At 45.2% G+C, this 15,046-nt stretch carries 18 protein-coding genes; 15 read left to right on the top strand and 3 right to left on the bottom strand.

From position 1 onward, the window contains the following. Positions 1-2 precede the first annotated feature (2 nt). The 6 genes from panD to ACSSU7_RS11750 all read left to right on the top strand — a co-directional run bounded on the left by panD (position 3) and on the right by ACSSU7_RS11750 (position 4,207). A complete protein-coding gene (gene panD, locus ACSSU7_RS11775) occupies positions 3-383 on the top strand; it encodes an aspartate 1-decarboxylase (RefSeq protein ID WP_492516655.1) in 381 nt (126 codons plus the stop codon). After that, positions 384-773, top strand: a complete 390-nt coding sequence (gene rsfS, locus ACSSU7_RS11770) for a ribosome silencing factor (protein WP_492516654.1) — start codon at positions 384-386, stop codon at positions 771-773. It abuts the gene before it with no gap. Between the two features lie 81 nt (positions 774-854). Then, positions 855-1,322 carry a 23S rRNA (pseudouridine(1915)-N(3))-methyltransferase RlmH gene (rlmH, locus tag ACSSU7_RS11765; RefSeq protein ID WP_492516653.1) on the top strand — a complete coding sequence of 156 codons (468 nt, stop codon included), beginning with the start codon at positions 855-857 and terminating at the stop codon, positions 1,320-1,322. Positions 1,323-1,459: 137 nt separating this feature from the next. Continuing rightward, on the top strand, positions 1,460-1,720 hold the full coding sequence (locus ACSSU7_RS11760) for a hypothetical protein (protein WP_492516652.1): 261 nt from the start codon (positions 1,460-1,462) through the stop codon (positions 1,718-1,720). Positions 1,721-1,808: 88 nt separating this feature from the next. Beyond that, a complete protein-coding gene (locus ACSSU7_RS11755) occupies positions 1,809-3,230 on the top strand; it encodes a cryptochrome/photolyase family protein (RefSeq protein WP_492516651.1) in 1,422 nt (473 codons plus the stop codon). A gap of 224 nt (positions 3,231-3,454) precedes the next feature. Beyond that, entirely contained in the window at positions 3,455-4,207 is a 753-nt protein-coding gene (locus ACSSU7_RS11750; protein ID WP_492516650.1) for an MlaA family lipoprotein, read from the top strand. A gap of 203 nt (positions 4,208-4,410) precedes the next feature. On the opposite strand, the gene pmbA is transcribed toward ACSSU7_RS11750, so the two are convergent. Continuing rightward, positions 4,411-5,751 carry a metalloprotease PmbA gene (gene pmbA, locus ACSSU7_RS11745; RefSeq protein ID WP_492516649.1) on the bottom strand — a complete coding sequence of 447 codons (1,341 nt, stop codon included), beginning with the start codon at positions 5,749-5,751 and terminating at the stop codon, positions 4,411-4,413. Between the two features lie 66 nt (positions 5,752-5,817). Here pmbA and yjgA point away from each other — a divergent pair, with 66 nt between their 5' ends. Both yjgA and ACSSU7_RS11735 read left to right on the top strand, forming a co-directional pair. After that, the gene (gene yjgA / locus ACSSU7_RS11740; RefSeq protein ID WP_492516648.1) at positions 5,818-6,408 is read left to right on the top strand and encodes a ribosome biogenesis factor YjgA; all 591 of its coding nucleotides are present in this window, start codon (positions 5,818-5,820) and stop codon (positions 6,406-6,408) included. Positions 6,409-6,546: 138 nt separating this feature from the next. Then, positions 6,547-6,777, top strand: a complete 231-nt coding sequence (locus ACSSU7_RS11735; protein ID WP_492516647.1) for a sulfurtransferase TusA family protein — start codon at positions 6,547-6,549, stop codon at positions 6,775-6,777. A gap of 174 nt (positions 6,778-6,951) precedes the next feature. On the opposite strand, the gene ACSSU7_RS11730 is transcribed toward ACSSU7_RS11735, so the two are convergent. Beyond that, positions 6,952-7,686 (bottom strand): PDZ domain-containing protein, encoded by a 735-nt coding sequence (locus ACSSU7_RS11730; protein ID WP_492516646.1) that lies wholly within the window; start codon positions 7,684-7,686, stop codon positions 6,952-6,954. A gap of 111 nt (positions 7,687-7,797) precedes the next feature. Here ACSSU7_RS11730 and mog point away from each other — a divergent pair, with 111 nt between their 5' ends. The 4 genes from mog to ACSSU7_RS11710 are packed head-to-tail and all read left to right on the top strand — an operon-like array spanning position 7,798 to position 10,328. Continuing rightward, positions 7,798-8,397, top strand: coding sequence for a molybdopterin adenylyltransferase (gene mog, locus ACSSU7_RS11725; protein WP_492516645.1), 600 nt, complete (start codon positions 7,798-7,800; stop codon positions 8,395-8,397). Positions 8,398-8,408: 11 nt separating this feature from the next. After that, a complete protein-coding gene (thiL, locus tag ACSSU7_RS11720) occupies positions 8,409-9,359 on the top strand; it encodes a thiamine-phosphate kinase (protein WP_492516644.1) in 951 nt (316 codons plus the stop codon). Then, positions 9,352-9,849, top strand: coding sequence for a phosphatidylglycerophosphatase A family protein (locus ACSSU7_RS11715; protein ID WP_492516643.1), 498 nt, complete (start codon positions 9,352-9,354; stop codon positions 9,847-9,849). The genes thiL and ACSSU7_RS11715 overlap by 8 nt, the downstream gene beginning before the upstream one ends. Next, positions 9,828-10,328, top strand: coding sequence for a CinA family protein (locus ACSSU7_RS11710; RefSeq protein ID WP_492516642.1), 501 nt, complete (start codon positions 9,828-9,830; stop codon positions 10,326-10,328). Before ACSSU7_RS11715 ends, ACSSU7_RS11710 begins: the two co-directional genes overlap by 22 nt. Before the next feature lie 16 nt (positions 10,329-10,344). Here the strand turns inward: ACSSU7_RS11710 and ACSSU7_RS11705 are convergent, their stop codons facing one another. After that, positions 10,345-10,659: a hypothetical protein gene (locus tag ACSSU7_RS11705; protein ID WP_492516641.1), complete on the bottom strand. Its 315-nt coding sequence runs from the start codon at positions 10,657-10,659 to the stop codon at positions 10,345-10,347. A gap of 203 nt (positions 10,660-10,862) precedes the next feature. Between ACSSU7_RS11705 and recA the strand changes: the two genes are divergently transcribed. From recA to alaS, 3 genes are read left to right on the top strand one after another with little or no spacing between them, the layout of a single operon-like run. Then, complete coding sequence (gene recA, locus ACSSU7_RS11700) at positions 10,863-11,891, top strand: recombinase RecA (protein WP_492516640.1); 1,029 nt, start codon at positions 10,863-10,865, stop codon at positions 11,889-11,891. Then, positions 11,884-12,339, top strand: coding sequence for a recombination regulator RecX (gene recX, locus ACSSU7_RS11695; protein WP_492516639.1), 456 nt, complete (start codon positions 11,884-11,886; stop codon positions 12,337-12,339). Before recA ends, recX begins: the two co-directional genes overlap by 8 nt. A 23-nt stretch (positions 12,340-12,362) precedes the next feature. Continuing rightward, positions 12,363-14,999: an alanine--tRNA ligase gene (gene alaS, locus ACSSU7_RS11690; protein WP_492516638.1), complete on the top strand. Its 2,637-nt coding sequence runs from the start codon at positions 12,363-12,365 to the stop codon at positions 14,997-14,999. The last annotated feature ends 47 nt before the right edge of the window (positions 15,000-15,046 follow it).

Here is a 15,046-nt window from a genome sequence, read left to right as displayed (position 1 = left end):
ACATGCAAAGAACCATGCTTAAATCTAAGTTGCACCGCGTACACGTCACGCACTCTGAATTACACTACGAAGGTAGCTGTGCGATAGATGAAGAATTACTCGAAGCGGCGAATATTCACGAATACGAGCAGATTAGTATTTACAACGTCACCAATGGTGAGCGTTTTTCTACTTATGCGATTCGTGCTGATCGTCATTCAGGCATTATTTCAGTGAATGGTGCTGCCGCACACAAGGCAGACCCTAAAGACATCATTATTATCGCCAGTTATGCGAACTATAATGAAGCCGAACTAGAAAACTACACGCCACAACTTATTTATGTGGATAACGAAAACCGCATAAAATCTCAACGTAATGCAATACCAGCACAGGCCGCTTAAATGACACAAGACACAAAGAAAGCAGCTTCTAACAATTTAGATTTAGAAGCTATGAAAAACGCAGTAGTAGATGCAATTGAAGATATCAAAGGTTTTGATATCAGCGTCATGGATGTACGCAAACTCACCAGCATGACAAATTACATGATTGTTGCATCAGCAAACTCTAGCCGCCAAGCGAAAGCTGTTGCAGACAACGTAAGAGAAAAAATCAAAGAAAAAGGCTTTGCGATTCGCGGTACTGAAGGCGAAAAAGAGGGAGAATGGGTTTTAGTAGACTTAGACGATATCGTTGTACACATTATGGTACCGGCAACTCGCGCATACTATAACCTTGAGCAACTATGGGGCGAGGCAGAAGCACGCCGCAGCCACATTAAACCAGTGTAAGTGACCACAAGGACCCTGCGCCGCTAGGTGGCAGGGTTCAGCTTTCGCAATGCCCCTCACCAACCATCCCCCTAAAGCCACTTGAAACTTCGGATTATTTCTGTCGGTCACAAAATGCCTAGCTGGGTAGAGACCGCTTGCGCAGAATATATTAAGCGCATGCCGCGTGAACTCAGTGTTGAGATTGTTGAAATCAAACCAGATAAACGTGCAGATGGCAAAAACAGCACCGTGGTGCAAGAAGCGGAAGCTAAGCGTATTCTGGAAGCCGCAGGCCGAGACTTTCTAGTGGTCTGTGATGAGCGAGGACAAGAAGTCACCACACTGCAACTCGCCGAGAAAATGCAGTTTTGGCAATCACTAGGCAAAGATATCAGTATTGTAGTCGGCGGCGCCGACGGCATTCATGCCAGCCTCAAACAGCAAGCCAATTGGCTGTGGGGTTTATCCAAGCTCACCTTACCGCATGCCTTTGTACGTGTACTCCTATGCGAGCAACTCTACCGCGCGCACTCTGTCATTCAAAACCATCCATACCACCGCGAATAACCCCACCCTTCTGGCATGCTTAATGCTTAGTTTAGAGATATCAACAAGATAAGTGCCTAATTTAACTAACCTATGCACCATTAAATTGCATTTGTAGCTAATTAGCACTTTTTTAGAAAAATTCTCTGGGAGCCATTATGGATAATCAATGTTTAGTTGTATTGTCAAAATTCTCTGTAGCAGCTAGAAAAGTAATAGGCGCAGTCAACCCAGCAAAACTAATTAAAGACCGCCAATATGCGACTGAGGTCTTTGAGCGCGTAGATGCACTGGGCGATGAAGAGCTAATTCTACTATCACTAGACTTACAACTACTCCTAGGCTTACTCACGCCTTCCAGCAGCAATGAAACTACTTCTATCCCACCACAAAAATACATGATGGGCGCAAGAAGCTAAGCAAAATGGCAACACGCTATCGTTGTAATCAAAACTAGTGAGATAACTGGAGTAAAATCACTACACCTTAATTGACAAGTGGTAGCGCATGCAATATTCAACCTCCCTAGTCTGGTTCCGTCGTGACCTGCGCGACTATGACCATGCCGCACTCTATTACGCGCTAAAAACATCACAGCAAGTCTACTGTGTATTTGTTTTTGACACCGAAATCTTAAACAACCTGCCGGATAAGTCAGACCGTCGTGTAGAGTTTATCTGGGAAAGCGTGAAAGAACTCAAAGCAGCACTCCAGCAACACGGCAGTGATTTAATCGTGCTACATGGCAAGGCACAGCATGAAGTGCCGCAGTTAGCGCAAACGCTGCAAGCTCAGGCGGTGTTTACCAATCACGATTACGAACCCAGTGCGATTGCACGTGATACTCAAGTTGCACAGCAACTGCAAACGCTGCAGATTGATTTTCATCATTACAAAGATCAGGTCATCTTTGAAAAAGATGAAATACTAACCATGGCACACAAGCCATATAGCGTATTTACACCTTACAAAAACACTTGGCTCAAAACTGTTAACGACTTTTACCTCAAGCCTTATCCGGTTGATCGCTACTTACATAACCTTGCCAAAACTCAACCACAAACCTTACCGAGCCTAGAGTCGCTAGGGTTTCTGCGCACCAATTTATCCAGTATGCGCCTACCCACAGGCATGAGCGGCGCAGCAACACTGTTTGCTGACTTTATAGAGCGCATCAAACATTACAAAGAAGCACGCGACTTCCCCGCCGTCAAAGGTGTATCTTATCTATCCGTACATTTACGCTTTGGCACTATCTCCATCCGCCAACTGGCAAGAACTGCGCTGCAAATCGGCGGCTTCGGTGCAGAAACTTGGGCTTCAGAACTCATCTGGCGCGACTTTTACTTTCAAATACTGCATCACAATCCACAACTGCAAACAGGTAAAGCATTTAAACCGGAGTTCGAGGCTATTCCCTTCCCTAACGATAGTGCACTGTTCTCCGCATGGTGTGAAGGAAAAACTGGCTATCCACTGGTCGATGCCGCAATGCGACAGCTTAATAACACAGGCTTTATGCATAATCGCCTTAGAATGGTCGCGGCCAGCTTTTTAGTAAAAGACCTGCTTATAGACTGGCGCTGGGGTGAGCGCTATTTTGCAGAAAAACTGATTGATTTTGATTTCAGCGCAAATAATGGCGGATGGCAATGGGCAGCCTCTACTGGTTGTGACGCCCAGCCTTGGTTTAGAATTTTCAATCCAATCACGCAAAGCGAGCGCTTTGACGGACATGGTAAATTTATCCGTAAATATGTGACAGAGCTAGCACACTGCAACGATAAAGAAATTCACGCGCCATGGCTAATGTCGGCACAGCGTCAGACTAGCATCAACTCCGTTATTGGGCAGGATTACCCCAAACCGATTGTAGATCATGCTACGCAGCGTGAACGCGTACTCAGCTTATACAAGAACACAGTTTGACTTAAATGATTGGGTCAATATACCGCTTGGCATTCCAGCACAGATCATCAACACCGTAGAAATGCTAAGAAAACAGCGCCTGAATTTTTGTTGCATAAATGTAACAAATGGTTTATTTTACAAGCGTTAATTATCGTCATGCACCACTATCAATATTTACTTATCAATAAATTGGTATAATGGCTCACTACTTTTCGACAAGTCTTTAAATAAGAAACATAAAAATGTATAAAAAAATATTCTATTTATTCGCCTCATGCCTATTGGCTGCGATGGTTACTGGCTGCGCGTCCCAAGCTAATAAAGACCCGTTGGAGAGCATTAATCGCGGCGTTTACAAATTTAACGATGTTACTGACCGCGCTGTATTCAAGCCTGTCGCCACTGCTTACAAAACAGTCGCACCTACGCCTATCCGCACTGGTGTAAACAACTTTTTCAATAACCTAGGTACACTTACTAACGTATTGAACAACTTACTGCAGTTTAAACTTGCTAATGCATTCAGCGAAGCAGGCCGCTTTGTTATCAATAGCACATTCGGCATAGCAGGCTTTATTGATGTTACTGGTATGGATAAAATCCCAGTGCATAAAGAAGATTTTGGTCAAACACTAGGTTACTGGGGTGTAGGTCCAGGCGCTTACTTGGTACTGCCATTTGCAGGACCATCTACCGTCCGTGATACCACGGGCTGGATTGTCGACCTTTCAACTACTGACCCGATCACTTACACCCACAATATCGGTGAAGTTCGCCTACACAATCAGTTACGTGCTGCGCAATTCATAGACAAACGTACTGAGTTGCTAGATGCAAAAGATTTAGTAGATGATGCATCATTAGACCCTTACGCGTTCATGCGTGACGCTTATCTGCAACGACGTGCAAGTCTGGTGCAAGATGGTTTAGTGCCAAGTGATTTAATCAAAGACGAGTTCTTTGAAGATGAAAAAGAAATTAAAGAGACTAAGTAAGCTCTAAATAAAAAAGCCCACTGAGTAGTGGGCTTTTTTTATAGCAAAACTATTTCATTATCAGCGGAATATACCGCTCAGCCAGCGATTAGCATCGCCGCTTCACTAAAGGGCTAAAGCCCTAAGTGGAAGCGCGAAAGCAGATTATTCACACGCCTAAAACCGTAAAGGTCTTGTCCGTGGAATATATCTGCTAAAGCAGATTATTCACACGCCACAGTCATTCGTTCGATTAAGATAGAACCCACTTGTTTTGAACCTTGCACCAAAACATCATTGCCAACGGCTACAATCATTTTTAGCATTTCTGCCATATTGCTAGCAATGGTGATTTCTTCTACAGGATGCACAATCACACCATTCTCCACCCAGTAACCTGCAGCACCACGTGAGTAATCACCGGTTACCATATTCATACCGTGCCCAAGTAACTCAGTCACTACCAGCCCGGTTCCCATTTCCTTTAATAAACCAGCAAAATCCAGCGCACCAGACTGCACGATTAAATTATGGTTACCGCCTGCATTACCGGTAGTTTTAAGCCCTAGCTTTCTGGCTGAGTAGCTGGAAAGCACATAGCCTTGCAACACGCCGTCTTTCACTAACTGACGCGCACTGGTGGCTACGCCTTCATTGTCAAACGGGCTACTGGCCAATCCTTTTTTAATAAAAGGATCTTCATAGATATTCAGTAGCGGTGAAGCGATTTGTTGCCCCAAGCTATCAAGCAAGAAGGATGATTTACGATATAAGTTTCCGCCAGAAATCGCGCTGATTAAAGTAGAAATTAACCCGCTGGCTAACGATGCCTCAAACAGCACCGGCACTTGGCAGGTTTTAATTTTTCTCGAATTTAGACGTTTAACTGTACGCTCACCAGCCAACCTGCCAATCTCCACAGGTGATTGCAAGTCTTCTGCGGCGCGTGCCGTAGCATACCAATAATCGCGCTGCATGCTGTCATCTGACTCAGCAATCACGGAGCAACTGATGCCATGACGTGAGCTTGGATATCCGCCCGTAAAGCCATGACTATTGCTATACGCAAAAAAACCTGTGCCTGTTGAAACACTAGCGCCTTCTGAGTTAGTAATGCGCGCATCCACCGCCAAGGCGGCCTCTTCACATTGTTGAGCCAGTAACGCCGCTTCATCTACTGAGAGCTGCCAAGGGTGATGCAGGTCTAAATCTGGAATGTCGTTAGCCATTAAATCTGCATCTGCCAATCCGCAAAAATCATCCTTGGCGGTATATTTTGCAATATTACAAGCAGCGGCAACGGTATCTTTCAATGCTTGAGGCGATAAGTCTGAGGTACTGGCGTGACCTTTTTGCTTACCGAAATAAACCGTGACCGACATACCTTTATCGCGGTTATATTCAATATGCTCGACTTCCTTCATGCGCACGGAAACATTTTGCCCAATACTCAAGCTCAGTTCAGCCTCAGCTTGGCTCGCACCAAGATTTTTGGCTACTTTAAGCACGTCTTCTGACATCTGCTTAATTTCGTCTAATGTATAACTAAACCCGGAATCTGACATAACGCTTTCTACTATAAAAAAATGTACTTTTATCACTCAACTGCATAACTGATATAATACCTCAGCATGAAACCTAAAAAGACAACTAAAGATACAGAATTAAGTAACGATGCAATTTTAGATGCAGACTTACCTACGAGTAAAACCAAATTAAAAGCTGAGGCAGATGCACAGCAGGCGCTGGGCGTTAAACTATCTGCACTTTCTAAAGACAAGCTTAACAAACTTAACCTGCCGGATGAGTTGCTCACAGCCGTACTCGATACCAAAAAAATTACTGCCAACGGTGCTATTAGGCGCCATCGGCAATATTTAGGCCGCTTAATGCGCGACGTTGATACTGCACCGATTATTGAGCAGCTATCACGCTGGGAAGGCAAAAATACCGCCGAGAACGCCTACTTCCACGGACTTGAACGCTGGCGCGATCGACTAATCAGCGAGCCTAATGCATTATCTGAATTTATGGCGTTGCATCCAAGCACAGATAGTCAGCAACTGCGCGCCCTTATTCGCAATGCGCAAAAAGAGCATCTAACCAATAAGCCACCTAAAAGCAGTAGAGAAATTTTTAAACTACTGCGCGAGATAACCAGCAGCGGAACCACATCCGACTCAGATGAGTCTGACGTATCAGACGAGTCGGAAGCAGAGTGATACTTCTGAACTAAGGCTCTGTACTAACGTCCAGCACCAGCCAGCGTCCTGGCTGGCAATCTTGCAGCATTAAAATCAATCGCATACCGTTGCCAGCGCATTTGCTTCGGTATGCCCTAAAACAAGGTAGTAAAAATCATGACGATGAATTTCGATACTGTACTTGATGTACGCCATGAAGATAGCCCGATTCCAACCATCCGCACAAAAGAGGCATTAGATGCCTTACCGCTAGGTAACGTCTTGAAAGTGATTACCAGCAAAGAAAGTAGCGTTAGAAACATACGCACATTGGTTGCAAATAATCCATTTACATTGTTGCAAGAACTAAAAACTGCAGAAGACTACATCTTCTTTATTCAAAAGTAACTTTATTAAAACTGATAGCCTCCACTCAGCGGGATTGACTACCAATCTTAGCAGGTAAAACAAGTTTTACTTGTGATGGCTACTCGCTGAACTCAATACACCAGTTCAATAAAGTTAATTTTAAATAATCTTTAACAGATTAACTGAGGCACTCTGCCTGCTTAACTATCCGCTTTATTTACGTGCGTTTAATTGCACAAACTGCGTCATTACTTCATCCCCGCGCTGCAGTTCTACCGCCACCTTTTGCCCGGCGTAACGTTTTACTGCCGCGAATAAATCATCCGCACTATTTAGTGTCACATCACCTAATTTCAATATAGCATCACCTCGCACCAAGCCCATGTTGTAAGCTGGGGATGCTTTTATCACTGCAATCACCTTCAAGCCAGGCAACTCTTTAGGCGCGGCTTCGTTTGCACTCTCCTGTTTCAGCTTAATCACATGCACGCCAAACAATGGCATAGGTAATTTAGCCCAGTAACTCGCATGATACTGATATTGTGTGGGGCCTTCTTCTAAATCATTCGGGTCAATTTCCCCTCCTTTTTTTGCAGCTTCTTTGATTAACTGTAGCTTCGAGCTTGCAGTTTGAGCAGACTCATATTTTTGATACACCATCACGATATCGGCTTTAATCGATTTGGCATGTTGCAACGCAAGCCCTGATGCTGCCTCTCTCGCCGAAAACCCAGAGGTACCCATCAAATCGTAACCATCTTCTAGCATGGTAATGTTGTCTTCATTTTTATGATTTCCAACAAACATCTTGGTATTTGGCACAGGCTGTAGTGAACGCAAATCACCTGCATTCTGCTTTTTGTAATTCTGCTCATACGGGTTCTGCTCCGCAGCATAAAGCTGATGTGTGAACAGCACAAACCCTATACTTGCCAAAGAAAACAGCATGAACTTTACTAAACTAGCATATGAATTATTGGTGCTAACCGCTGGCATAAAATATCCTTTGAGCTTGGTAATGGTATGATTTAGTCTTGCTTAAGTACTAGTGACTCAAAAATGACCAAAGAATTCATTAAAATCGGATTAGTTTCAATTAGCGACCGTGCAAGTAGCGGCGAATATGAAGATAAAGGGATTCCTAGCCTGCGCACATGGCTGGCGCAAGCTCTTACCTCACCGTTTAGCCTTGAGGCACGATTGATTCCGGATGAGCAAGACGAAATTGAATCCACCCTGATTGATTTAGTCGACTTTCAAGGCTGCCATCTGATTCTGACCACCGGTGGCACTGGCCCATCGTTACGCGATGTCACACCAGAAGCAACCATAGCGGTTGCCGATAGGGAAATGCCGGGCTTTGGTGAGCAAATGCGCCAGATTAGCCTGAACTTTGTACCCACCGCCATTTTATCAAGACAAGTTGCCGTAACGCGTAAGCAATGTCTGATTATCAACTTACCAGGCCAACCCAAAGCGATTGCACAAACCTTAGAAGGGCTGAAAGATGAGGCAGGCAATACGCTAGTACACGGTATTTTTGCTGCGGTACCATATTGTATAGACCTACTTGCAACGCCAGATAGCCCCATGCCAAGAATAGAAACCAATGAAGCGATTGTTAAAGCGTTCAGACCAAAATCTGCACCCACAGCCTAATTGATTAGCAAATGTCAGAGTTTAATTTAATTGCCAAATACTTTACCCGCCCTGCCAAACACGCAGATTTAGGCGTAGGGGATGATGCCGCATTGATTCGTGTGACTCAAGGGCAACAGCTCGCAATCTCGGCAGATATGCTGGTAGCTGGCACTCACTTTTTTCACGATGCTTCACCCTATAGCATTGGCTGGAAATCCTTAGCCGTGAACGTATCAGACATGGCGGCGATGGGAGCACAGCCCAAGTGGGCAACACTTGCGATTGCCTTGCCAGAAGTGAACGAGCCATGGCTGACAGAGTTCTCCCAAGGTTTTTTTGCATGCGCTCAAGCATTTAACGTGGACCTCATCGGTGGCGACACCACAAGAGGCCCGTTAACGCTGAGCGTGCAAATCATGGGGGAAGTCCCGCGGGGTAAAGCAATTCAACGTAACGGAGCAAAAGCTGGGGATGATATTTGGGCATCGGGGGTAATAGGTAGCGCAGCACTTGGGTTGGCTCACCTGCAAGGTAAAGTGAACCTCACGGAGCCAACCACATCACACTGCCTAACCGCATTAACCACCCCTACGCCACGCGTAGCGCTAGGTTTAGCACTGCGCGGTGTCGCCAATAGCTGTATTGATATTTCCGATGGTTTAACAGCAGACCTCAGCCATATACTCAAAGCATCTAACCTAGGCGCAAAGCTCGCACTAGAAGATATCCACTGTGACGATTATTTACGTACACGCTTAAATGATGGCAATATTCAGCAGTGCATCTTGGCAGGTGGTGATGACTATGAGCTTTTATTTACCGCACCTAAATCGCAACGCGATCACATTCAGCAATTAAGTCAGCAATTAGAGTTACCAATCAGTTTAATTGGCGAGGCTACACCACAGTTAGGATTGGTAGTCAGCCACCACCAGCAAACTTTAGACATCACCAAAAAAGGGTTTGATCACTTTGGCTAACAACCCTCTACAACCTACGTGCAAATTATTGCTTGCACATCCGGCACATTTTTTTGCGCTGGGCTTTGGTAGCGGACTGGCCAAAAAGGCGCCCGGCACCTTTGGCACAGCGGTGGGTTTGCCTCTATACTGGCTAATTGACGGCTATACACTCACAACACAATTAACACTTATTGGCCTACTGTTTTTAGTAGGCATTTATTTCTGCGACAAAACAGGTAAAGCCTTGGGCGTATCCGATCATGGCGGCATCGTGTGGGACGAAATTGTCGCCATAATGTTAGTACTTACTTTCATCCCTAACCAATGGCAATGGTGGTTAATCGCATTTTTACTATTCAGGTTATTTGACATCTGGAAACCATTCCCCATTCGCCAATGCGATGCCAAAGTGAAAGGTGGTCTAGGTGTGATGCTAGATGACCTGCTGGCTGCTATTTACGCCATCCTTAGTCTAAAGGCTTTAGCATGGACAATCACTCAACTTTAGCCACAACTCTCGGCCTCGCACTCAAACAGCGGGGTTACTTACTAACGCTGGCAGAATCCTGCACCGGCGGCATGGCAGCACAAGCCATCACCAGCATTGCTGGCAGTTCAGATTGGTTTGACCGTGGATTCGTGACTTACAGTAATGCCGCTAAAATAGAAATGCTAAATGTCGCCAGCACCACGTTAGAAACCTATGGTGCGGTAAGCGAACAAACCGCAACAGAAATGGCAATTGGCGCCTTAAAGAATAGCCACGCGCAGATTGCCGGCAGCATCACAGGCATCGCCGGCCCAAGTGGCGGCAGTGTAGAGAAGCCAGTAGGCACAGTATGCTTCGCACTGGTCGGCACTCACCTACCAATGTTCACATGCACCCAAAGATTTACGGGTGACCGTACGGCAATCAGACAGCAAGCCACCGCATTTATGTTAACCAAGCTTGCTGAACAACTCAATCTGCAAAACGGGCTAACTTAACACTCCATACAAAGTATTATCTGCGATAACCATCGCGGTGACCGTACCCTCGATGATGGTGATGCCCAGAATAATAGCCGCCATATACACCATAACCGCCACGATACACAGTTGCAGGGTAATAATATTGGTAAGCTGGCGCATCGTAATAAACGCTGTACCCTGGATAATAAGCCACAGGCGGCGCAACATACAGCACCTCTGCTGGATATGCATAATAGCCAGGGGCACCAATATTAAGTGAAAAACTGACAGAATCCCGCGCTTGTGCACTAGACAAAGTGGCGGCACCTATTGCCAATACCACTAATAGTGAACGAAATACTTTCATTGCCACTCTCCTTAACATTACACAACTACGCTCACACTTAACGAATCACAAAGCATCTCGTTGACTTCAAACGCAAGATTATTATTTTCATCATGATTACCATAAATACACATGGTTAAACGCCTATGATACTTACGCTAAACTGTAAAATATGGAATAATTGAAAGCTAATTTAAGCACTTCAAAATAAAGGTAAAAACCCAATGGATGACAATAAAGCCAAAGCACTCTCTGCCGCACTTTCACAAATTGAAAAACAATTTGGCAAAGGGTCCATCATGCGTATGGGCGACAGTGATATTGGCGAAGATATTCAAGCCGTTTCAACTGGCTCCCTCGGTCTTGATATTGCTTTAGGCATCGGCGGTTTACCACGCGGCCGTATCGTAGAAATTTACGGTCCTGAATCTTCAGGCAAAACCACACTGACCCTGTCAGTGATTGCACAAATGCAAAAATTGGGCGGCGTGGCGGCATTTATTGATGCAGAACATGCGCTAGACCCACAATACGCAGCGAAATTAGGCGTGAATGTGCCTGATCTATTAATTTCACAACCAGACACTGGTGAACAAGCGCTTGAAATTGCAGACATGCTAGTGCGTTCAGGCTCTGTAGATATTGTGGTAGTTGACTCGGTTGCAGCATTGACTCCACGCGCAGAGATTGAAGGCGAAATGGGTGATTCACACATGGGCTTGCAAGCACGCCTGATGAGCCAAGCACTACGTAAGTTAACAGGTAACATCAAGCGCACTAATACGCTGGTCATTTTCATTAACCAAATCCGTATGAAAATCGGCGTGATGTTTGGCAACCCAGAAACAACCACTGGCGGTAACGCGCTTAAGTTCTATGCTTCTGTACGTTTAGATATTCGTCGTACTGGTGCGATTAAAAAAGGTGATGAAGTTACAGGTTCAGAAACACGCGTCAAAGTGATTAAAAACAAAGTGGCGCCTCCGTTCAAACAAGCTGAGTTTGACATCATGTACGGCGAAGGCATTTCTCGCTTTGGTGAAATCATTGAACTTGGTGCGAACATTAAACTGATTGAAAAAGCCGGCGCTTGGTATAGCTACAATGGCGAAAAAATTGGCCAAGGTAAAGAAAATGCAAAAGAGTTCTTGCGTGAGCATCCAGAAATTGCAGCAGACTTGGAAGCAAAAATCCGCGCCAATGCTAAATCGCTAAATGAAGCAATGGTAGCGCCACGCGGTGAGGATGAGTAAAGAGTTTGTCGCTAAGTCATTACGGCAGCGGGCTTTAGATTATTTAGCCAAGCGCGAGTATTCTTATACCGAGCTTGGCAAAAAACTAAAAACTTACGCGGATGAAAATGATGACATTCAGGCATTACTGGATGACTTTAAAGCAAGAGGTTGGCTTTCAGACCAGCGATTTACTGAACAAATTATTCACGCAAGAAAAGCCAAGTTTGGGTCAGCCAAAATAGCACATGAATTGCGTGAAAAAGGCATTGCAGACCAATTAATTACGCATGCAGTAGCAACATTAAAAGCAACAGAATTAGATAACGCCACTGAAGTGTGGCGTAAAAAATTCAAATCCTACCCACAAAATCGTGAGGAATGGGCAAAGCAAGCAAGATTTTTACAAAGCCGAGGTTTTGGCTTTGAATTGATTAAAAAAATACTAACCGTTAATGATAACGATTAAACAAGCGATTAAAACTAAACTTTATGACCATACAACTTAGCAGCACCCCAAGCAGCAACGAAATTCGTCAGGCATTTCTTGATTTCTTTGCATCAAAAGGCCACGAGATTGTCAGCTCTAGCTCACTAGTACCGCACGGCGACCCTACCCTCTTATTCACAAATGCTGGGATGAACCAATTCAAAGACGTGTTTCTAGGCTTTGACAAACGCCCATACACACGCGCTACTTCAAGCCAAAAATGTGTACGCGCTGGCGGTAAACATAATGACTTAGAAAACGTAGGCTACACCGCACGCCACCATACATTCTTTGAAATGTTAGGTAACTTTAGCTTTGGTGATTACTTTAAAGAAGATGCCATCAAATACGCATGGGAACTGCTTACCGACGTATTCAAACTACCTAAAGACAAGCTAACCGTCACGGTATACGCTGAAGATGATGAAGCTTATGCCATCTGGAACAACATTATCGGCGTACCAGCAGAGCGTATCATTCGCATTGGCGATAACAAAGGCGCACGTTACGCGTCTGATAACTTCTGGATGATGGGTGACACTGGCCCTTGCGGACCATGTACCGAAATTTTCTACGACCACGGTGCACACCATTTTGGCGGCCCTCCAGGCAGCCCAGATGAAGACGGTGACCGCTTCATCGAAATCTGGAACAACGTATTTATGCAGTTCAACCGCGATGAAGCCGGCGTCATGCACCCGCTACCAAAACCGTCTGTAGATACTGGTATGGGTTTAGAACGCATTTCAGCCGTGCTACAACACGTGCATGCTAACTACGAAATCGATTTATTCCAGACCTTAATCGCAGCCGCAGCACGTGAAACCAAAACAGCAGACTTAAGCAGCCCATCACTCAAAGTGCTAGCTGATCATATCCGTGCCTGTAGCTTCCTAATTGCTGATGGCGTGATTGCAGGTAATGAAGGCCGTGGTTATGTACTGCGCCGCATTATTCGCCGCGCAATTCGCCATGGTTACAAACTCGGTGTACGCAGTGCGTTCTTCCACAAAATCGTACCGGATCTAGTGGCTGAAATGGGTGGCGCTTATCCTGAGCTTACAAGTAACCAAGCACGCATTACAGAGATTTTAAAACAAGAAGAAGACCGCTTTTTTGAAACCATTGAAAATGGTATGGCGATTTTAGAGTCAGAGCTTGCTAATACACAAGGCGTATTCAATGGTGAAACCGCATTCAAACTGCACGATACTTACGGTTTCCCACTCGACTTAACTGCCGACATTTGCCGCGAGCGCAATGTAGCGGTAGATACCGATGCATTTAATGCGGCAATGGCGCGCCAAAAAGAGCAAGCGCGTGCCGCAGGTAAATTCAAAATGGCCACCAACCTGGAATATGATGGTGTCGCGACCAACTTTCATGGTTATGACAAGTTAGAAACCAGCGCTACGATTACCGCACTATATAAAGACGGCGTAGCAGTCACAAAATTGGCAGAAGGTGAAGTCGGTGTAGTGGTACTCGACAATACCCCATTCTATGCAGAATCTGGCGGCCAGATTGGTGATTGCGGTGAACTACGCGGTGCAAACGGTATTTTTGAAGCAGAAGATACGCAAAAGATTCAAGCAGCAGTATTCGGTCATCATGGCATGTTAAAAACAGGGTCATTAAATATTGGCGACCAAGTAAGTGCGCGCGTAAATACACAAGCGCGAACCAGCACCATGCGTAATCACTCTGCTACACACCTGATGCATAAAGCACTACGTGAAGTACTTGGTGAGCACGTGCAACAAAAAGGCTCCTTAGTCGACACAGATAAAACCCGTTTTGACTTCGTGCACACTGCACCGATGACCGATGATGAAATCGCTAAAGTTGAACAAATTGTCAACGCAGAGATTTTAGCTAACGCAAGCTGCCAAGCCCGTGTGATGGATATTGAATCTGCTCAAAAAACTGGCGCGATGATGTTGTTTGGCGAAAAATACGGTGACGAAGTGCGCGTACTAGACATCGGCACCAGTCGCGAACTATGTGGCGGCACCCATGTCAACCGTACTGGTGATATTGGCTTATTCAAAATTACGTCTGAAAGCGGCGTAGCCGCAGGTGTACGTCGTGTTGAAGCCACCACAGGCGAAAGTGCTTTAAAACTGATTAACGCTCAACAAGCATTAATTTCAACATTAGCGAATGATTTAAAAGCACCAGTCAGCGAGTTAGCCTCTAAAGTGGCGCAACTCAGCGACCATGCTAAATCATTAGAAAAAGAATTAGCACGCCTAAAATCAAAACTGGCTTCTTCACAAGGTGATGACTTAGCGACACAAGCTGTTGAAGTTGCCGGGGTAAAAGTCTTAGCCGCCACATTGGATGGTGCGGATGCTAATGCGCTGCGCGAGACCATGGACAAACTAAAAGACAAATTAAAATCTGCAGCGATTGTGCTGGCTAGCGTGAGTGATGGCAAAGTAAGCCTAGCTGCTGGCGTTACTGCTGATTTAATCAGCAAAGTGAAGGCTGGCGAACTAGTCAACTTTGTTGCAGGTCAAGTAGGTGGTAAAGGCGGTGGCAAGCCTGACATGGCAATGGCTGGTGGTAGCGATGCAAGCAAGCTTCCACAAGCGTTAACCAGCGTAACGGATTGGGTAGCCAGCAAACTAAATTAAAATACCAGTATCTGGTTGGCAGTAAATCGCTAGCCAAATACTGGAAA

The sequence above is a fragment of the Methylotenera sp. E1MeOHC1 genome (assembly GCF_058745595.1).
This window is presented reverse-complemented; position numbering and strand designations above follow the sequence as displayed.